The 18,213-nt window shown below is 68.0% G+C and carries 20 protein-coding genes; 18 read left to right on the top strand and 2 right to left on the bottom strand.

Features of this window, described 5'->3' with window-relative positions; translation table 11 throughout:
* Positions 1-68: 68 nt before the first annotated feature.
* Positions 69-521: an ExbD/TolR family protein gene (locus OZ403_RS24080; protein WP_011554662.1), complete on the bottom strand. Its 453-nt coding sequence runs from the start codon at positions 519-521 to the stop codon at positions 69-71.
* 18 nt (positions 522-539) lie between these two features.
* Positions 540-1,262: a MotA/TolQ/ExbB proton channel family protein gene (locus OZ403_RS24075; RefSeq protein WP_140793435.1), complete on the bottom strand. Its 723-nt coding sequence runs from the start codon at positions 1,260-1,262 to the stop codon at positions 540-542.
* A 43-nt stretch (positions 1,263-1,305) separates the two neighbouring features.
* Between OZ403_RS24075 and OZ403_RS24070 the strand changes: the two genes are divergently transcribed.
* The 18 genes from OZ403_RS24070 (at position 1,306) to OZ403_RS23985 (ending at position 18,210) form a co-directional block, all read left to right on the top strand.
* On the top strand, positions 1,306-2,142 hold the full coding sequence (locus tag OZ403_RS24070; RefSeq protein WP_268781836.1) for a DUF4292 domain-containing protein: 837 nt from the start codon (positions 1,306-1,308) through the stop codon (positions 2,140-2,142).
* A gap of 61 nt (positions 2,143-2,203) precedes the next feature.
* Positions 2,204-2,959: a general secretion pathway protein GspE gene (locus tag OZ403_RS24065; protein WP_140793431.1), complete on the top strand. Its 756-nt coding sequence runs from the start codon at positions 2,204-2,206 to the stop codon at positions 2,957-2,959.
* 6 nt (positions 2,960-2,965) lie between these two features.
* Complete coding sequence (locus tag OZ403_RS24060; protein WP_140799083.1) at positions 2,966-3,982, top strand: general secretion pathway protein GspE; 1,017 nt, start codon at positions 2,966-2,968, stop codon at positions 3,980-3,982.
* Positions 3,979-4,998, top strand: coding sequence for an ABC transporter ATP-binding protein (locus OZ403_RS24055; RefSeq protein WP_328285461.1), 1,020 nt, complete (start codon positions 3,979-3,981; stop codon positions 4,996-4,998). Before OZ403_RS24060 ends, OZ403_RS24055 begins: the two co-directional genes overlap by 4 nt.
* A complete protein-coding gene (locus OZ403_RS24050) occupies positions 4,995-6,047 on the top strand; it encodes an ABC transporter ATP-binding protein (protein ID WP_174260075.1) in 1,053 nt (350 codons plus the stop codon). The genes OZ403_RS24055 and OZ403_RS24050 overlap by 4 nt, the downstream gene beginning before the upstream one ends.
* On the top strand, positions 6,016-6,423 hold the full coding sequence (locus tag OZ403_RS24045; RefSeq protein ID WP_268781835.1) for a DUF2085 domain-containing protein: 408 nt from the start codon (positions 6,016-6,018) through the stop codon (positions 6,421-6,423). The genes OZ403_RS24050 and OZ403_RS24045 overlap by 32 nt, the downstream gene beginning before the upstream one ends.
* An 82-nt stretch (positions 6,424-6,505) precedes the next feature.
* The gene (locus OZ403_RS24040) at positions 6,506-7,138 is read left to right on the top strand and encodes an RNA polymerase sigma factor (protein ID WP_174258872.1); all 633 of its coding nucleotides are present in this window, start codon (positions 6,506-6,508) and stop codon (positions 7,136-7,138) included.
* On the top strand, positions 7,135-8,343 hold the full coding sequence (locus OZ403_RS24035; RefSeq protein WP_268781834.1) for an anti-sigma factor family protein: 1,209 nt from the start codon (positions 7,135-7,137) through the stop codon (positions 8,341-8,343). Before OZ403_RS24040 ends, OZ403_RS24035 begins: the two co-directional genes overlap by 4 nt.
* 264 nt (positions 8,344-8,607) lie before the next feature.
* Positions 8,608-9,597, top strand: a complete 990-nt coding sequence (locus tag OZ403_RS24030) for a TadE/TadG family type IV pilus assembly protein (protein WP_140793418.1) — start codon at positions 8,608-8,610, stop codon at positions 9,595-9,597.
* Between the two features lie 21 nt (positions 9,598-9,618).
* Positions 9,619-11,703: a Tad domain-containing protein gene (locus OZ403_RS24025; protein WP_268781833.1), complete on the top strand. Its 2,085-nt coding sequence runs from the start codon at positions 9,619-9,621 to the stop codon at positions 11,701-11,703.
* Positions 11,704-11,711: 8 nt separating this feature from the next.
* Positions 11,712-12,905 carry a TadE/TadG family type IV pilus assembly protein gene (locus OZ403_RS24020; RefSeq protein WP_140793414.1) on the top strand — a complete coding sequence of 398 codons (1,194 nt, stop codon included), beginning with the start codon at positions 11,712-11,714 and terminating at the stop codon, positions 12,903-12,905.
* Entirely contained in the window at positions 12,871-13,680 is an 810-nt protein-coding gene (locus tag OZ403_RS24015) for a hypothetical protein (RefSeq protein ID WP_140876133.1), read from the top strand. Before OZ403_RS24020 ends, OZ403_RS24015 begins: the two co-directional genes overlap by 35 nt.
* Positions 13,677-14,486, top strand: a complete 810-nt coding sequence (locus OZ403_RS24010) for a hypothetical protein (RefSeq protein WP_140793411.1) — start codon at positions 13,677-13,679, stop codon at positions 14,484-14,486. Before OZ403_RS24015 ends, OZ403_RS24010 begins: the two co-directional genes overlap by 4 nt.
* Entirely contained in the window at positions 14,483-14,710 is a 228-nt protein-coding gene (locus tag OZ403_RS24005) for a hypothetical protein (protein ID WP_140793409.1), read from the top strand. Before OZ403_RS24010 ends, OZ403_RS24005 begins: the two co-directional genes overlap by 4 nt.
* The gene (locus OZ403_RS24000; protein ID WP_140793407.1) at positions 14,707-15,453 is read left to right on the top strand and encodes a hypothetical protein; all 747 of its coding nucleotides are present in this window, start codon (positions 14,707-14,709) and stop codon (positions 15,451-15,453) included. The genes OZ403_RS24005 and OZ403_RS24000 overlap by 4 nt, the downstream gene beginning before the upstream one ends.
* 116 nt (positions 15,454-15,569) lie before the next feature.
* Positions 15,570-16,304 carry a hypothetical protein gene (locus OZ403_RS23995; protein WP_140793405.1) on the top strand — a complete coding sequence of 245 codons (735 nt, stop codon included), beginning with the start codon at positions 15,570-15,572 and terminating at the stop codon, positions 16,302-16,304.
* 203 nt (positions 16,305-16,507) lie between these two features.
* A complete protein-coding gene (gene cpaB / locus OZ403_RS23990; protein WP_140793403.1) occupies positions 16,508-17,323 on the top strand; it encodes a Flp pilus assembly protein CpaB in 816 nt (271 codons plus the stop codon).
* 41 nt (positions 17,324-17,364) lie between these two features.
* Positions 17,365-18,210: a type II secretion system F family protein gene (locus OZ403_RS23985; protein ID WP_140793401.1), complete on the top strand. Its 846-nt coding sequence runs from the start codon at positions 17,365-17,367 to the stop codon at positions 18,208-18,210.
* Positions 18,211-18,213: the final 3 nt, after the last annotated feature.

Raw genomic sequence — 18,213 nt, 5'->3', positions numbered from 1 at the left:
TGAAGCACCAAGGCCACCCGGGCTCGCTGCCCTGGGTGGCCTTGGTGTTTCCAGCGGGGAGGTGTTGCTTATTCGCCTTCGCGAACGCCGATGGCCAGCTGCGCGAGCCCGGCCTTCTTGGCCAGCTCCATCACCTGCACCACGGTGCCGTGGGGCACGCCTTCGTCGGCCTGGACGATGACCACCGTCTCCTCGTCCTTCTGCCTGGCGTCGTCGAAGGCCTGCTGCAGCTCGTCCTGGGAGACGACGTTGCCGGCCAGCATGAAGCGCCCATCCGCGAGCACCGCCACCGACAGGTCCGTGGTGCGCGCGGTGACGTCCGCGGCGCCGCCCTTGGGCAGGTTCACCTTGAGGCCGGCCTTGGCGCCACCGCCCGGCCCCTGCTGCACGATGACGGAGCTGGTCACCATGAAGATGATGAGCAGCACCAGGAAGATGTCGGTGAGCGGGGTGATGTTGATTTCAGCGAAGACGCCATCCTCGGAGCCGTCGTCGCTGCCCGGAGTCTTTCCCATGCCCATGGTGCGTTCTCCTCCGGCCTAGGCGGGCTGTGCGTCCGAGCGCGTGGCGGGGGCGGCCTGCGGTTCGGGAGGCATGGGCTCGGACGGCGGCAGGCCGGCGGCCCGCTCCTTGAGCAGCTCGACGAACTCATCGCCAATCAGGCGCAGCTCCACCAGCACGCGGGACAGGCGGGCCTGGAAGTAGTTGTAGAAGACCATCGCCTGCACTGCGACCAGGATGCCCACCGCGGTGGCGACCAGGGCCTCGGAGATACCCGTCATCACCGCCGCGCTGCCGCCCGTGCCGCCCGCTTCCACGTCCAGGCCCAGGTCCTTGAAGGATCGCATGATGCCGGCCACGGTGCCGAAGAGGCCCACGAAGGGCGTAATCGAGCCGATGGTGGCCAGGATCCACAGGTAGCGGCGCAGCTTGAGGGCCACCTGGGCGCGCTCGCGCTCCACCGCGGCCTCGATGCCAGCGCCCCCGGCGGTGCGGCTGCGCTCCATCCGGTCGAACCCGGCCAGGAAGATGTCGGCGGCCACCGCGTCGGAGCGCTCGGCGGCGGTGCGGGCCGCGGCGACGTCCCCGCGCAGCAGGTGTTTGTTCACTGTCTCACCCAAGGCGCGTGAACGCTCGCCCACGCCCCAGAGCGCGATGATTCGCTCGACGGCGACAATCAGCGCCGCGACCGAGGCGAAGATGAGCAGGGCGAGGGTGACGCCACCCAGGCGAAGGTAATGGAGGATGTCGTTCAGGCTCATTGGTGGGTGACCGGGCAGGGCGGCATGGCCCAGACTAGGCCATATGAACCGCGCAGCCGTCGCAATCTTCCTGGTAGTGCTCTGTTCTGGCTGTCCCAAGCGAATCGAGTTCGGCCCCGAGGGCGAGCTCACGGATGCGGACACCGTCTATCAGCGCGTCGTGAAGAACCAGGAGAACGTCGTCACGCTGGAGGGGGATGCGAAGCTGCGCGCCGAGCTGCCCGACCAGAGCGGCACGCTGAGCATGTTCGTCGCCGTCACCCGGCCGGCCATGCTGCACCTGGAGACGTTCGACTTCTTCAACAGGCCGCTCGCCTCCCTGGTGTCCGATGGACAGCGCTTCGGGCTGTATCAGGCGGATACGAACACCTGGTACCAGGGCCCCGCCAGCCCCGCCAACGTGTCCCGCTTCCTGCCCGTCATGCTGCCGGGCGAGGAGCTGGTGCCCATCATGCTCGGGCAGGTGCCGCTCATCCCTCCGGAGCGGATGACGCTGGAGCTGGACCGCAAGAAGGGCGTCTACGTGCTGACGCTCCACCGGGGCCAGGCGACGCAGGTTCTCGACGTCCACACCAAGTACCTGCGCATCATGAAGAGCCAGGTGCGGGGCATCCCGGGGTACGACCTGGGCTTCGAGGACTTCCTGGAGCAGGGCGGGCTCATCTTCCCGGGCCGGGTGTCGCTGGAGGCGAAGCAGGCGAAGACGAAGCTCCAGGTCCGCTACCAGCAGATCAAACTCAACGCGCGACCGGACCTCACACTCTACGAGTTGGTTGCCCCCGAGGGAGCCCGGGTGGTGGAGGTGGATGCTGCCGGCCGGGAGCTGCCCGCCGGGGAGCCCGCCTCCGGGTCGTCCGCGCCCCTGGCACCGGGTTCCTGACCGGGCAGGCGCGGAAGAAGGGGCGCACGCTGCCGAGACAGTCTAGAGTGCGCGCCACGACATGGCACAGATCAAGCTTGGTGAATTGCTGATCAAGGCGAACGTGCTTCAGGAGAGCCAGCTGAAGGCCGCGCTCGCCGAACAGGCGAAGTGGGGCGGCAAGCTGGGCGAAATCCTGGTCAGGATGAGCCTCGTCTCCGAGGACATCCTGGTGCGCGCCCTGTCCAAGCAACTGGGAATGCCGGCGGTGAACCTGGACGCGGTGCAGATGGTGCAGCCGCACGTGAAGGCGAAGATTCCGGCCCAGACGGCTCGGGACTTCTCCGTGCTGCCGCTGCAGCTGCGGGATGACGGCAAGTCGCTGGTGGTGGCGATGGCCGATCCGCTCAACGTGCGCATGCTGGACGAGCTGCGCGCCGTCACCAAGTGCCGCATCATCCCCAACGTGGCGGGCCGGACCTCCATTGCCCGGGCCTTCGCGCGCATCTACGAGCAGAACCACGAGTTGGAGGACGCGGACACCAACTTCAAGGTGGTGGACGCCCAGGGCCGCACGGTGGTGAAGAACCTCAAGGACCTGGACCCGGCGGCCGTGGCGACCGCGCCGCGCGCCGCTCCGGCCCCGGCCCGTCCCGCCCCTGCGCCCGAGGCTCCCGCCGCCCGTCCCGCGGCGGCCTCCGGCAGTCCGGCGGAGCTGCTTCGCAACGTGGAAGAAGTGCAGCGCAAGGAAGTCGCCGCCCTCAAGGCGATGGTGGAGCTGCTCATCGAGAAGGGCGTGTTCAGCCGCGAGGAGTACCTCGCGAAGGTCAAGCGGTAGTCCCCCATGCGCAAGAAGATTGGTGAGCTGCTCGTCGAGGCCGGCGTCGTGACGGAGGAGCAGGTCCGCGTGGCATTGGGACGTCGGGGCGCATTCGGCAGTCAGCGCCTGGGTGAGGTGCTGGTGGCGCAGGGGCTTTGCACGCCCACGCACATCGCACAGGCCCTGTCCGCCCAGCACGCGCTTCCCTTCGTGGAGCTGCCGGAGGAGATTCCGGCGAACGTCGTGGGGTTGGTGTCCGTGGACTTCCAGTCCGAGCACCGCATCGTGCCGTTCCGGATGGAAGTGGAAGGCCGCAGCGAGCGCATCCTCGTCGCGGTGGATGACCCGGCGGACGTGACGCTCGTGGACGAGCTGCGCTTCCAGCTCCGCAAGCAGATGCGCGTCTTCGTGGCGGCTTCGGACGACCTGGACGCCGCGCTGGCGCGTGCCCGGGGCGAGCCGCTGGACATCGTGGAAGCCGTGGCCCTGGAGGACGAGGACGGTGCGCCGCCTCCGCCCGTGGCCGCTGGCGCGCCGCTCGAATGGGATTTCCCGGAGGCTCCGAAGCCCGTGCCCAAGCCCGTACCGCCTTCTCCGCCCGCCGCTGCCCGTCCCCCCACGCTCCGAGGCCCGGCTTCGCCCCCGCCTCCGCCGCCGGAAGCCACCGATGGCGAGTCTGGCGTGGACGCGCTGGATGACCTGCTGGGCCGCAAGCCCTCGCCCCCGGCGCGGCCCCCGCCGCCTCCGCCTCCCGACGCGGAGGGGGACGGCGCGGAGGGCCGGCCACGCGTGCCGGTGGTGATGTTCGGCGGGGCCGCGCAGGGCTCGCGTCCGTCGGTGCCGCTCACGCCCACGCCTCAGTTCTCCGACGAGGACCTGGCCATCCTGGACGACATCGAGCGCATCTCCCGCGGCGAGGATGCCTCGCTGGACACGGAGAAGGTGAAGCCGGCCCGCATGGTGGCCAGCCTCATCCGCCTGCTCATCCGCAAGGGCGTCATCCAGGAAGGCGAGTTCCTGGAGGAGCTGGCCCAGAAGTGACAGCCGCCGTGACGCCCGCGGGCCAGGAGCTGTTGCTCGATGTCCGCGGGCTGACCACGGAGCTGGCGCTGGAAGCAGGGCCGGTGCGCGCGGTGGACGACGTGTCCTTCGCACTGCCCCCGGGTGGAACACTGGGCGTGGTGGGGGAGAGCGGGTGTGGCAAGAGCCTCACGGCGCTGTCCCTGCTGCGGCTGGCGCCCGAGCCGCCAGTGCGCGTGGTGGGCGGAGAGGTGCGCTTCCAGGGGCGGGACTTGCTCACGCTGCCGGAAGCCGAGCTGCGCCGGGTGCGCGGCCGTCACGCGGCGATGATCTTCCAGGAGCCGATGACGTCGCTCAACCCGGTGTTCACCGTGGGCGAGCAGATTGCCGAGGGCGTTCGGCTGCACCTGGGCGCCGCGCGCGCGCAGGCCCGGGAAAAGGCCGTGGAGATGCTGCGGCAGGTGGGCATCCCCGCGCCAGCCGAGCGCGTGGATGCGTATCCACACCAGCTCTCCGGAGGCATGCGGCAGCGGGTGATGATTGCGATGGCGCTGGCGTGTGACCCGGCCTTGCTCATCGCGGACGAGCCCACCACCGCGCTGGACGTCACCATCCAGGCGCAGATTCTGGACCTGCTCGCGCGGCTTCAGGCCGAGCGGGGCATGGCGGTGCTGCTGATTACGCACGACCTGGGCGTGGTGGCGGAGAGCTGCGACGCGGTGGTGGTGATGTACGCGGGCCGGGTGGTGGAGCGCGCCCCGGTGCGAGCGCTGTTTGCCCAGCCCGCGCACCCGTACACCGCGGGCCTGCTGCGCTCGATTCCGTCCAGGCGCGACGTGGGCGGCGCTCGAGCCTCCCGGGCGCGGCTGCGGGCCATTCCCGGCAGGGTGCCACCGCTGCGGCAGTTGCCTGTCGGCTGTGCGTTCCGGGAGCGCTGTGAACGCGCGCTGGACGTCTGCGCGCACGTGAAGCCCGCGCTGACGTCGCCGCGAGAAGGGCAGTGGGCGGCCTGTCACAACCCGGTGCCCGCGCCATGAACTCCACGCCGCTGCTCCAGGTCCGCGACCTCCAGGTGCACTTCCCGGTGCGAGGCGGCGTGCTCGGCCGGGTTCGCGGCGCGGTGAAGGCCGTGGACGGCGTGGGCTTCGACGTCATGCGCGGGGAGACGCTGGGGCTGGTGGGGGAGAGTGGCTGCGGGAAGAGCACCCTGGGGCGCGCGGTGCTGCGGCTGGTGGAGCCCACGGCGGGATCCGTTCGTTTCGACGGGCAGGCGCTCACCGGACTGTCCCAGCGCCAGCTGCGGCCGCTGCGCCAGCGGATGCAGTTCGTCTTCCAGGACCCGTATGCCTCGCTCAATCCCCGGATGACGGTCCGGGAGATTCTGGAGGAGCCCTTCGCCATCCATGGGCTGGCCCGAGGGCCGGGGGAGCGGGAGCGCGAGGTGGCGGAGTTGGTGGACGCCATGGGGCTGCCGCGCGAGGCCCTGGCGCGTTACCCTCATGAATTCTCCGGCGGGCAGCGGCAGCGCATCGGCATTGCGCGAGCGCTGGCGCTGCGGCCCGACCTGGTGGTGGCCGACGAGCCCATTAGCGCGCTGGACGTGTCCGTGCAGGCGCAAATCGTCAACCTGCTGGTGGACCTGCAACAGGCGCGGGGCCTCACCTACGTCTTCATCGCCCACGACCTGAACATCGTCGAGTACGTGTCCACCCGGGTGGCCGTCATGTACCTGGGCCGCATCGTGGAGTTGGGCCCAGCCGCGTCGCTGTACCGTCAGCCGCGCCACCCGTACACCCAGGCGCTGCTGTCCGCGGTGCCCGTCGCGGACCCCGGCCACGCCCGGACGCGCCTGCTGGTGCCGGGCGAGCCGCCATCACCTCTGGCACCGCCCCCCGGTTGCACCTTCCATCCGCGCTGTCCGCATGCCATGGAGCGGTGCCGGCGCGAGTCGCCCCCGTCCTATGCGCTGGGCGGTGGCCACTTCGCCGCGTGTTTCCTGGCGGAGGCCGATGCGCGTGAGGCCCCGGCCGCAGCCCCTTCTGGAGGAAGTCCCGGTGTTCTGGCTCAGCCATCATCATCCGGATGAGTACAACCGCACCTACCTGTTCGGCAGCGTGCGCGTGTGCGCGCGCTGCCTGGGGACCTATCCGGTGCTCCTGGCCGTGATGGTGGGCCTGTTCGCCGTGCGCGCCCCGCTGCGGTGGGCGCTGGACGTGCCCGCCGTTCTGGCGCTCACCGTTCCCGCGCTGGCGGACTGGGCAGTGGGCCGCTTCCGGCCGGCGTCCGGAAGCAACGCGGTGCGCACCCTGACGGGCGTGCTGCTCGGGGCGGCGCTCGGCCGCTCCCTGTACGTGCACCTGCAGCAGCCACTGCCGGCGGTGCTCCTGGCGCAAGGCGCGCTCGTGACAGCGGTGGCCGTCCCTGTCATTCTCGCCACTTACCAGAGACCTCGCCGGGGATAGACCCTGGCGGCCCGTCGCACGTTAACTGTGCACGGGTGGCGGAGTGGGCCGGGTGAGGGTGGCTCCAAGGAGAGTTGGGGGAGTGTTGGGACCGGAAACCTCAGACGAGCGGCTGATGCTCGCCTTCCAGGCGGGGGACGCGCGCGCGTTCGAGGCGCTGGTGCGTAAGCACCGGACGCCGGTGTTCAACTTCATCCTCCGTTTCACGGGGCACCGGGCACGGGCGGAGGACGTGCTGCAGGAGACGTGGCTGAAGGTGGTTCGGAGCGCCGGCGACTACACGCCCAAGGCGAAGTTCACGACCTGGCTCTACACGATTGCGAGGAACCTCTGCGTGGACAGCGCGCGCAAAGAGAGCTACCGCCAGGTGTCTTCCCTGGAGGCACCCGCCCCGGGAGCGGAGCGGGACGAGTCGCGCCCCCTGGGGGAAGGCCTGCCGGACGCGGGGGCCAGCCCTGAGCGCGGTGCCTACAACGCCCGGCTGCGTCCCCTGTTGGAGCGAGCCCTGGCGACGCTCCCGGACGAGCAGCGTGAGGTCTTCACCCTGCGCGAGTACAGCGGCATCCCCTTCAAGGACATCGCGGAGGTGACGGGAGTGTCCGAGAACACGGTGAAGAGCCGCATGCGCTACGCGCTCGACGGGCTTCGCCGCCGGCTGGCGGAGATGGGCGTCGACGGCGACCTCGCCGAGGACGGAAGGACGGTGGTGGGATGAAGCCGCAGAATCCGCATGCGCAGGAGGACCGGCTGCTCGACTTCGCCTATGGCGAGCTGCCGGTTCCCGAGGCCCGCCTCGTCGAAGCCCACCTGGAGGGCTGCGTCCGTTGCACCCAGGCCCTGGACGACATTCGCGGGGTGCGCGCCACCATGTCCCAGCTGTCGGTGGAGCCCGCTCCGGACGCGGGGCTGGAGTCGCTGATGGCCTATGCCCAGCAGGCCGCGCGCCGCGCCGCCGCGGGCCCCGCGCCGAAGCCGTCCCGCTGGCGCCGGTGGTTGTTGCCCGTGGTGGGCCTGGCCTCCGTGAGCACCTTTGGCCTTCTGACGCTCGAGGCCCGGTCGCCCGAACTCACGCGGCCTGACTTGAGCGCGGCGAAGGTCGCGGTCGCGAAGGAAGAACTGGTGGCCCCTCCGTCCGCCGATGATGTCGCGCCGGCCGCAGCCGCTCCGGCCCCCGCGGCGGCGGTGACGATGCCCGCCGAGGCGGAAGCGGCGGGTTACGCCGCCCGGGAAATGGCCGCGCCGAAGAAGTCGAAGGGGGCCGAGCGCTCACGGGAGCAGCGGCTGCTCGCGGAGGACTGGGCCAACGCTGGCAGTGGCGGCGGGCTCGACATGCGGATTCGGCGTGAGAGCGAGAGCAAGGCGAAGCGCGGGCCGCCCGCCGCTGCTCGCGCACCCAAGGCCGACATGCGGGCCGCGCTGGAGCCCGCGCCCATGGCGCAGGAAGGGGCGCCATCGTCGCTGGACGAGGAGTCCAAAGTCGCGAGCGAATCCATGGACCTGCAGACGCCGCCGGCGGACTCGGACGACGCCTTCGCTGCTCTCTCGGAGCGGCGCGTCGCGGACTCGCAGGCACCTCGGTCCGTCCCCCCGCGCGACTCGCTGCGCCTGGGATCCACGTCGCCAGCGGCACGGGGCGCTGCCTACGACGGCGAACTGGACGCGTCGGCATCCAAGGGCACCCTGGGAGGCGTCGCCGCCCCGGGCAAGGCCGAGCTTCCGCGCCCGGCGCCGGCACCGACCTCCAAGAAAGCCGCGCCCACCGCCGCGCCGCCTCCGCCCCCCGTGGAGCGCCCCACCGTTGCGGAGCTGTCGCGCCAGGCACGGGCGGCGTTCGACGCGGGGGAGGGAGGCCGGGCGGCTGGGCTGATCCGCTCGCCCTGGCCTCGGGGGCGACTGGACAGGAGCGCTGGACGCTTTTGAACCAGCTGTGTGAGTTCGAGTTCGCCCTCGGTAGGCGTGCCGAAGGACTCGAGGCTTGCAACCTCGTGATACAAGAAGCGCCGGCCTCGGATGCCGCCAGATCGGCGCGCCGGCGGGTGGCTCGCGAGTCATCGGCGAACGAGATGCCCGCAAAACCCGCGAAATAGCAGGGTGTATTTTCTCATCAAATGGGAGGGAAACGTAGGCGCACGTCTGTCCATTTGACCGATGCGCTTCTGACACCAGTCCCCGGATAATGGTTTCATGGGACAGGAAGCACAGGAGCCGCGGGCGCGGGGGGCGTCTCGCCGACAGTCGGGTCAAGCCGCGGTGGAAGCGGCGATGATCATGCCGCTCGCCGTCTTCATGACGCTGGGGATCATCCAGCTCACGATGATGCAGCACGCGAAGCTGATGACGGAGTACGCCGCCTACCAGGCCGCGCGTGCCGGCATCGTGTGGAACGGCAACAACGAGCGCATGCATGACGCGGCCATCGTGGCGTTGCTTCCCACCATGGGGCGTACCGACGACATCGTCGAGTTGGGGAAGACGTTCGTCATCCACCAGCTCTACGACTCCGGCATGCGCATGCTGAACTTCGGCGGCGGCCGCGTGCCCCGGACAGTGAACGGGTCCAACCTGTTCGGCGTCATTCGCGTGGACACCATCAGTCCCGCCTACTTCACGCCCATCGATTCGATGTGGAAGCTGCGCAGCGGCTACAACTGGCAGGAGCTGGACTTCGACGGCGCGGACGCCTTCCCGGAGGTGCCCTCGCTGGAGAACCACATCCGAAAGTTCTTCAACCTGCCGGAGCCTGACGACGCGGAGCTGGTGTTCCGCAAGTCCACGCGACTGACCATCCGCCTGCGCTACTGGTACCAGCTGCGCGTACCGTTCGCGAACTCCATCATCTTCTACTCTTGGTTCGCCTCGAACGCGGGCATGGCGCTGCGAGGCGCCATTGACCGCGGCACCGTGGACCCGCGCGCGAACATGATGAACCGGCGTGGCAACCTCGATCCGTTGCTCGCCGGCGCCCGCGGTATCGAGCACGAGATGGGGTACGACTCCGTCTATCCGCTCGAGATGACCGTGCTTTGGATGCTGGCCAACGGCAGCATCCCGCTCGTTTCCGACCTGGCTGGCAAGCGGTACTTCATGCCGCTGACGGCCACGTACAGCATGCGCATGCAGTCCAACTTCCACCGCAAGTGGATCATGCACCTGAACCCCGACTGGGGTCTGTAAGAGGAAGAGGACTCCCGACCCATGTTCACCCGGACCCTCCGACAGAGTTTCCGCCGCCAGGAAGGCCAGGCGTTGGTGCTGGCCGCCCTGATGGTTTTGATCATGTCCATCGCCGTGTTGACCACGGTCAACATCGGCCACACGGTGCATGAACGCATCCGCCTGCAGAACACGGCGGACTCCGCGTCGTACTCCATGGCCGCCATGGAGGCGCGCGCGTTCAACTTCTACGCGTACGCCAACCGCACGCAGGTGTCGCACTACGTGTCGGCGATGATGTGGCAGTCGCTGCTGTCACTCATCTATTCCGCCGAGGCGTTCCTCACGGACATCTACGGCTTCATGCGCACGTTGAATCCATGCGCGGGCAAGACGAACAACCTCTTCTGGAAGATCGCCTGTCCCATTCTAGAAAACGTCATTCCGTACGTGAGCGCGGTCATCAAGGCCATTGGCCGGATCATGACTGCGTACCGGAACTACTTCCTCAGACCCATCCAACAGGTCATCACGCGACTGAATCCAGACCGGATCATCGGTGAATGGATCATCCCCGCGCACCGGGTGATGAACGGCGTGATGTACTTCGCGTCGCAGGCGGTGATGATGTCCGCGTCCACGCACGTGACGCAGACCACGCAGACGGTCATCGACGACAACGACAGCAACATCTCCTCGCTGGCCAGCCAGCTGGCGACGGGTCTCTACAGCCAGTGTCTCTTCAGCCAGGCGCACAGCCCGTACGCGGGTGGCAAGCCGCTGGCGCCGAACACGTGGAAGAACCCGTTCGGCGCGCTGGACGTGACGAAGAAGGCCGCCAACGACCCCATCGCCCGCGCCAAGCGCTCCATGGGTGGCATCACGAACGCCACGCGCTACGCCTGTGACGCCAACGGTGGTGCGTGCCCCCAGGGCTTCATCACCAGCCGCCGCATGGGTGACCTGCTGCCGCTGCCGGACATGCTCAGCTTCATGCGGGACTTCTTCAACGGCGGCGTGGACATCCCGGGCATCTTCGAGTTCGGCAAGATCGGCCAGACGCGCATGCTCTCCACGGGCTTCCCCAACGCCAACGCGATCCGCGCCGGCCGCGGTCCCGGCCAGGAAGGCCGCAACTACATCCGCGACTGGAACGACAACATCAATCCCTGGGGCATGACGGCCCAGGGCGACAACATCGGTTCGGACGATCCGTACTGGCTCAAGTTCGGCCCGCCGGAGATCGACGTGGGCGTGGGCAAGGCGGACAACCCGGTGTCGTGCACCAAGAACGACGACTACTGGAAGTGCTTCGGCGACAACCGCAAGGGCAAGGGGGACAACAACACCACCAAGCTGCCGTACAAGCACATGACGAAGACGAGCATCTGGGCGCTCAATGACACCGACAGCGGTCGTCACCGGGGCGGCATGCACTGGCGCGTCAACTACCCGAGCAACCCGGAGCGCTGGTCCGGCCACATGCGGCCGGGTGGCCCCGAGCGCGACGTGGGGTTGCAACAGTCGAAAATCTGCGTGCTGGAGCTCGCGTTCGTGTGCTGGGCCCGTACGGACGTCTTCGCGGCCAACGTGCGGCCGGTGCAGGACGGTCACCACCCCTGGGGCGGCCTGACGCCGTTCATGCACTTCGAGCCCGGCCAGCTCGGCGATGTGTGCAACCCCACCGCCAACGCATCGATGGAGAATGCGTCCAAGCGCCAGGCGGACTTCAACCAGCCCACCGCTTGGGTCGCCCTGAACAAAGACCCGGACCAGGTCGTGAACCGGGAGAACAAGGACGGTACCGGCACCAACGCGCCCGCGCTGCTCAACGACGAAGGCAAGGTGAAGTTCGCCTTCACGCCGGACACGGACGGCCTGGAGATGCTGAACAACCGGAAGAAGTTCCTGGGCCTGGTCGAAGGCCTCAACGTCATCTCCCGCGGCCAGTCCTACTACCACCGCCCCGGCAACTGGGCGGAGCAGCCCAACTTCTTCAACCCCTACTGGCGCCCGCGTCTGGCGTCCGTGTTCCAGGGCCGTCACTCGCTGCCGAAGATTGGTGAGATGATGGATGCGCTGCCTGGACCGCTTCAGGGCATTGCCCCGAAGATCATTACGCACTGAGGACTGCCATGCGTGCCCGTCTCCAAATGCGCTCGCGCTCAAGAGGTGCCGCCACGGTCGAGTTCGCGCTCTCCGTGCCGCTCCTCGTGATGATTCTGATGTTCAGCATGTACCTCACGGAGTTGGTGAGGGCGAAGCTCAAGCTCCAGGAGGCGGCGCGCTACGCCGTCTGGGAGATGACGAGCTACGCGCTCTCCGACTTCGCGAACGGGAAGCACGACGACGCCTTCGAGGACGCCCGCCGGGAGGCCCACGAGGAGTTCGTCGAGCGCTTCAAGGACATGGACTCGGTGGAGCCCAACGGCACCGGCGGCAACTTCATTGCCCGCTACACGGACGTGACGGCGACCATCACCAACAAGGAGATCGCGCTTCTCGAAAGCGGGATGCTCAGCCGCCCGAGTACCAGCGAAGGAGGCGGCCTGGCGGGCGCCATCCTCAGCCCCTTGAACAACGGCATGGGATGGGTTTTGAACCAGTGGGGCTTCAACAACAAGGGCTGGGTCGAATCCGAAGTCGAGATGAACTACGAGAACACCATCCTGCCGACGCGGTACCTCGACAAGAGCGGCGGCAACGGCGGCTTCTTCAAAGAGAACATGATGGGCGGGCGCGACCTGGGCAGCCTGCGGCTCAAGTCGAAGTACTCCATGTACGCCAACGGCTGGCACATGCCGGACGGCGGTGACGCCATCATCCGTGGCCGCCGCGCCGGTCAGCACACCGGTGGTTCCCTCAGCCAGCCCCACGGCCTCTACCGCCAGGTGGACCGGATGGTGTTCCTGGGCTTCGCCTCCACGTTGGACAGCCTGGGCATCGGCGCCATCCTGGATGTGGTCGCCTCGGTGCTCCCCAACTTCCTGGGGACCTTCGTGGTGTCCCGGAACTACGGTGTGGGCGCCTCGCAGAAGGGGGACTGCACCGGCCTTGCCCAGTATGATGCGAAGGCCAGCAGCGGCCTCCACGTCATGCACAAGCGCAGCCTCAAGCTGACCGACCACGAACGGCCCAACTGCTTCGACACCGCGCCGTTCCGTGACGAGATGACGTACGCGAACAGCAACTACATCAAGGTCTTCAACGCGCGCGGCGAGTTCTACATGGGGTGCAAGCGGGCCATGGCGGATGACCCGACCGACCCGGATGCCCGCCCGGAGTCCACGCAGAATGACGAGCAAGACCTCAAGATTCCCTGCGAGTAGGGTAGGGGCCGTCCGGACGGCGCTCCTGTTCGCGTTGCTGGCCTCCGCGCCAGCAGCCGCGGAACAGGAGCTGCCCGTCTATCCGGGCACCATCCACACGCGTATCGGTAATGACCTGGTCATTGGCGGGGAGTACTACCGCCTCGCGTACTTCACGACGTCGGACCCCATGGAGAAGGTGGCGGCCTACTTCGCCCGGAAGTGGCAGGAAGAGGGCTACCCCACCGTGGTGGAAGGGGACATGCAGGACGAGGGCGTGGTGTCGGCGCTCTATACCCGCGAGGGGCTTCAGCGTGGCGTCGTGCTGCGCAAGCACCTGGGCAAGACGGTGGGCTTCACTGCGCTGCGGGACTTGTGGGTGCGTCCGCCCAAGAAGCCGGCGCCCGGGCTGGTAGCGCTGGAAGGCGCGCTCTACAGCCAGGACCTGGCCACGCGGGATGACCCGGGTGGCTCGCAGAGCCGCACCACGCTGGTGACGGGAGAGCTGACGAAGGTGCAGCAGCAGGTGAACGCGGAGCTGGAGCGCCGCGGCTACGCGCCCGTGCGGCAGTCCGCGCTCAAGATGGGCGGCGGCACGCAGCTGACCATGGAGCACGCCCGCAAGGGTGAGCAGGTGGTGACGACGCTGTCGCACGCAGAGGAGGGTGTCACCGCGGTGGTCCAGATGTGGATTGGCTCGGACCGTCCGGACGCGGTGCCCAACGACGATGCCGTGCGCCAGAGCCGCGAGGCCTACGAGCGGGACCAGGCCCAGAAGAAGGAGGGCGCGAAGTGAGGGCCCTGCTCGTGGTGGCGGCATTGGTGCTGGCGTTTCCGGTCCGCGTGGAGGCGAATCCCGCGCGGGAGCTGGTTCAGCACATGTCCCGCGGCGCCCGTCCGGCCCGACTGGGCGACTGGGTGACGTACCGCTTCAACGGAGGCGGCCTGCGCGTCTACTACTGGCGCCTGGCGGTGGTGGGTGAGGAGAAGGACAAGGAGGGCCGGGACGCGGTGTGGGTGGAGATGGAGGCGGGTACCCATCCGGCCATGAAGTCGCCGCTCGCGCAGATGCGCATGCTGGTGGCCCGGGAGGGCGACGAGATTCGCTATGACGCCATCTCCCGCCTCTACATCGGCACGGGCTTCGGCCAGCCCCAGGAGTATTCGGACGAGGCGCTCCAGCATGTGCTCAAGCAGCAGGAGGCGGACGCGAAGAAGGCTCAGGCCGCGCCGCCGGAGAAGCAAGCGCCGCTGCCCAAGGGCGTGAAGCCCACGACGCGCTCGGGCAAGGAGTCCCGGTTGATGACGCTGGCAGGCACCGTGGCGGCCGTCCCCGTCGAGGTCGTCATGAAGAACACCGTCATCAAGCGGATGTGGCTCAGCCGTGAGATTCCGCTGCTGAACCTGGCCAAGATTGAGATTCCCGGCATCGGGCACGCCATGGAAGTGGCGGAGTACGGAATCGACGCCAAGCCCCGCATGCGCATCCCCGCTCCAGACGCACCGAAGATCAAGCTGGAGTACGCGGATGCTATACTCGATGACCTGCCCGGCGACGCGGATGACGGGCACGGACACGACACCTCTGAGGACACGCCGTGAACCACCCGAAGACGCTGCGTCCCCGCGCCCGTAACCGTCGCGGGCAGGCCATGCTGGAGTACTCGCTCCTGAACTGGATTCTCGTCGTCGCGCTCATCGTCGGCGCGTCGGTGAAGGTCCGCTGGACGGAGGACAAGCAGTCCAACGTCATCGACCTGTTCATGGAGGCGTACCAGATTTATTACGACTCCTTCTACTTCGTGCTGAACCTGCCTTTCCCGTGACGGCAAGCAGTGAGGTGGGGCAGCCGTCCCCGCTGGGTCTGCGGCTGGTGCACGCCGTCTTGTTCGTCGCCTTCGCCGTGGGCGTGGGCGTGGCGTCTGTGCCCGAGTGGACGCACCTGACGCAGGCCTTGAATCAGCCCTTCCACGCGGGCGCGGCGCCGCGCTGGCTGGTGCTGGCCGGTTCGTTGCTGGCGGCGGTGGGCACGGCGCGCCTGAGCTGGGAACTGGTGCGAGGCCGGTCCGCGCCGATGTGGGCCTCCGGCGTCATCCTCCTGGGCGTCATGGCCACGCTCGCCGGCGGTCGTCCGCAAGGGCTGGAGCAGTCCCGCTCCGATGTGGCGGCCAACCTGGAGCTGCTCCGCGTGGCCCGGCGCGTCCACCTGCTGATGGTGCACGAGCTCCAGTCACATGGAGAGACACCTCAGTCGCAGGACGCGTGGCGCGCCGCGCTCCAGAAGTCCGGCGCCAGCGAGGTGCGGGTGTACACGCGCGCCTTCCTCCCCGTTCATCCCCAGGTCGCCTGGCTGCCCTCCGAGAGCGCGGTGCCGGACCCGCTCGTCCCGGGGCAACTCGCGGTGCACGTGACGCCGGATGGCGTGGGCTTCACGGTGCGGCTGGTAGGGCTCCACCAGGGCCAGCCGGCGCTCCTCAAGGATGACCAGGGGGCAACGCTGGTGCTGCGAGGCCTGTACAATCCGGACCTCCCGCCGCCCGCGCAGCCCGCGTTTCCGCCCACTCCCTGACACCTCGCGCTCTCAGCAAGGTTGCGGGTGCCTTGAGACTCGGCCAGTCTCGCCAGACCTCATGACGCGGCGGTCCCGGCCGGTGGGTCGTCCTGGATTGACGGAAGGAGCGCGCAATGGCGCAGGCGGCATGGAAGTGGATGGTTGTCGCGGCGGCGGTCGGGGCAGGGGTACTGGCATGCGACGGCGGAGGCGGCAACAATCCGCCGCCGCCCTCCAACGGGTTCGACGCGGGCGTGAATGTCTTCCGCCCCGGCCTGGGCGAGGACGACGGCGCGCCGCAGGGCACGCCCTTCTCCCTCCCCGAGGGCGTCAGCTTCGCCGGCACCCTTCGCGGCGCCGACGAGGTCTCCGGCGAGTGCGAGAACGCCAGTGTGGAGTCACAGGGCTCGGGCGCCTATGTCCGCGTCTGCGTGCCCCTGCGCAATGACACGGGGGCGCCTGTCCAGGTGACGTTCCCTCCGGGGCTCGTCGTCGTGTCCACGTCCGAGGGACGCGGCCAGAACGGCCTGCTCATCGAGCGCACCATCCTCGTCGTTCCGCCCACCCCCCCGGGGCCCGGCGGGCGGGACGATGCCGGTACCCCGGACGGCGGGGTGGAGGAGAACGCCTATATCGTTCCCCTCTACATGTACTGCCTGAACGAGGAGCGGGACCCCTCCAACCAGTTCATGACCTACGCAGTCGGCCCCGTCACGTCGGATGACGCGCTGCAGGAACTGCTGCGGCTCCTCGAGGGGAAGGTCATCGACAGCTCCGATGACGTGGGCGTGGTGCAGAACGCCCTCTACAGCATCACCGAGGGCCGTGGCCTGACGACACCGGACCGCGACGCCATCGACGACCTCTGACGCGGTACGACGTCAGGTCCCGGATTGCGCGCGATACAGAGCTGTCGCGAGAGGTGGTTTTGACACCCGGTGTATCACACGGCTAACATCGCGCGCCATTCGCTGATTGCACTGCACTGTATTCCAACACCTGCTCTGGACTCCACTTCGGACTCCATCATCGCCGCCGAACGGCTCCCCCCCGTTCTGGAGGTTTCTGAACCATGCTGAAGGGCAAGACTCCGCTCGTCGTCGCGCTTGTGCTGGGCCTGTTGGCCGGCGTCATCGCGTATTCCGCCATCAAGAAGAAGGAGGCGGATGTCCGCCGCGGATGGAACCTGGTGCCCGTCGTCGTGGCGGCGCAGGACGTCCCTGAAGGCACGGTCATCACCTTCGAGATGATCTCCCAGCGCTCCGTGCCGGAGCAGTTCGTGACGTCCTCCGTGGTGCGTCCGGACTCCGCGACCTACATCGTGAACCAGAAGGTGCTGGTCGCGCTGCAGGCGGGTGATCCGCTGCTGTGGAGCCAGTTCGAGACGACCAAGGCCGCCGAGCGGCTGTCGTCGAAGGTGCAGAAGAAGGCGCGCGCCCTCACCATCGAGGCGAAGCACACCACGTCGGTGGGCGGCTGGATTCGCCCCAATGACCACGTGGACGTGATTGGCACCTTCCGCGACCCGCAGACGGACGAGAACGTCGCCGTGACGCTGCTTCAGAACGTCATCGTGGTGGCCACGGGCAAGATCACCGGTACCACCAACGTGAACCTCATCCCGGAGAACCAGCGCGAGTACAACAACATCTCGCTGATGGTGCTGCCGGAAGAGGCCGAAATCCTGGTGCTCGCGGTGGAGCTCGGCCAGCTGACGCTCAGCCTCCGCAACGAGGACGACGTGGACCTCATCGAGGAGCGTGGCCGCGCGACCATCAGCACGCTGCTGTCGGGTGAGCGCACCCGCGTGCTGGAGCAGAAGCGCCGCGAAATCATCCAAATCATCAAGGGCGGTGCCGAGCGGGCCGCGGGCGCTGGCGCGCCGTGATGGCGTGCGTCGTCCACCCTCGCTCTTAGGGAAGCGCGCACATGCTTGCTGGAATCGTCCTCCTCCTCGTCACCGGCTCGGTCTTCTTCTTCAGCCTGGTGATCTTCAGCGTCCTGTCGAAGGCGTATGAGCAGTACCAGGAGCGCTACGTCGCCAAGTCGATGAACGACTTGAGCGACATGTTCCTCTTCATCGATCCACGCCAGATGTTGATCCTCAACATCGCGTGCATGTGCTTGTTGGGGATCCTGTCGTACATCATCTTCAACCCCATCCTGGCGGTGGTGGCCACGGTGTTCGGCTTCTTCCTGCCGATGCTGATGGTCAAGCACTACCGGAAGCGGCGCATCAAGAAGTTCAACGTGCAACTGGTGGACGCGCTGCAGGCCATGGCCAACGCCTTCAAGGCCGGTCTCACGTTCCCCCAGGCCATCGAGCACGTGGCGCGCGAGGCGATGCCGCCGCTGTCGCAGGAGTTCGGGCTCTTCGTGAAGGAAGTGAAGCTGGGTGTTCCGCTGGAGGAGGCGCTCATCAACATGGGCCGCCGCGTGGGCAGTGACGACCTGGAGCTGGTCGTCGTGTCCACCAACATCGCCCGTCAGCTCGGCGGCAACATGGCCGAGATGTTCGAGACGATCTCCACGGTGATCCGCGAGCGCTTCCGTCTGGAGGGCAAGATCGACGCGCTCACCTCGCAGGGCAAGCTGCAGGGGTGGATCGTCGCGGCGATGCCCGGTGTGCTCGGCATGGTGCTCAACTACATGCGGCCCGACCTGATGGAGCCGATGATGGACCACATCTTCGGTTGGATCCTCGTGATCATCATCGCCATCATGGAAGTGATGGGCATCCTCATCATCCGGCGCATCGTCAACATCGATATCTGAGAG

It is taken from the genome of Myxococcus sp. NMCA1, from assembly GCF_026810205.1.
In the GTDB taxonomy this organism is placed as follows: Bacteria; Myxococcota; Myxococcia; order Myxococcales; family Myxococcaceae; genus Myxococcus; species Myxococcus xanthus_A.
Note: the sequence above shows the minus strand (reverse complement) of the source record. Positions and strands in the feature narration are given on the sequence as shown.

Coding starts and splice junctions, on each gene's coding strand:
- OZ403_RS24030 (WP_140793418.1), top strand. CDS start 8,608: ATGGGACAGGAAGCACAGGAGCCGCGGGCGCGGGGGGCGTCTCGCCGA.
- OZ403_RS23995 (WP_140793405.1), top strand. CDS start 15,570: ATGGCGCAGGCGGCATGGAAGTGGATGGTTGTCGCGGCGGCGGTCGGG.
- OZ403_RS24065 (WP_140793431.1), top strand. CDS start 2,204: ATGGCACAGATCAAGCTTGGTGAATTGCTGATCAAGGCGAACGTGCTT.
- OZ403_RS24015 (WP_140876133.1), top strand. CDS start 12,871: ATGACGAGCAAGACCTCAAGATTCCCTGCGAGTAGGGTAGGGGCCGTC.
- OZ403_RS24070 (WP_268781836.1), top strand. CDS start 1,306: ATGAACCGCGCAGCCGTCGCAATCTTCCTGGTAGTGCTCTGTTCTGGC.
- OZ403_RS24080 (WP_011554662.1), bottom strand. CDS start 521: ATGGGCATGGGAAAGACTCCGGGCAGCGACGACGGCTCCGAGGATGGC.
- OZ403_RS24060 (WP_140799083.1), top strand. CDS start 2,966: ATGCGCAAGAAGATTGGTGAGCTGCTCGTCGAGGCCGGCGTCGTGACG.
- OZ403_RS24075 (WP_140793435.1), bottom strand. CDS start 1,262: ATGAGCCTGAACGACATCCTCCATTACCTTCGCCTGGGTGGCGTCACC.
- OZ403_RS24035 (WP_268781834.1), top strand. CDS start 7,135: ATGAAGCCGCAGAATCCGCATGCGCAGGAGGACCGGCTGCTCGACTTC.
- OZ403_RS24020 (WP_140793414.1), top strand. CDS start 11,712: ATGCGTGCCCGTCTCCAAATGCGCTCGCGCTCAAGAGGTGCCGCCACG.
- cpaB (WP_140793403.1), top strand. CDS start 16,508: ATGCTGAAGGGCAAGACTCCGCTCGTCGTCGCGCTTGTGCTGGGCCTG.
- OZ403_RS24050 (WP_174260075.1), top strand. CDS start 4,995: ATGAACTCCACGCCGCTGCTCCAGGTCCGCGACCTCCAGGTGCACTTC.
- OZ403_RS24025 (WP_268781833.1), top strand. CDS start 9,619: ATGTTCACCCGGACCCTCCGACAGAGTTTCCGCCGCCAGGAAGGCCAG.
- OZ403_RS23985 (WP_140793401.1), top strand. CDS start 17,365: ATGCTTGCTGGAATCGTCCTCCTCCTCGTCACCGGCTCGGTCTTCTTC.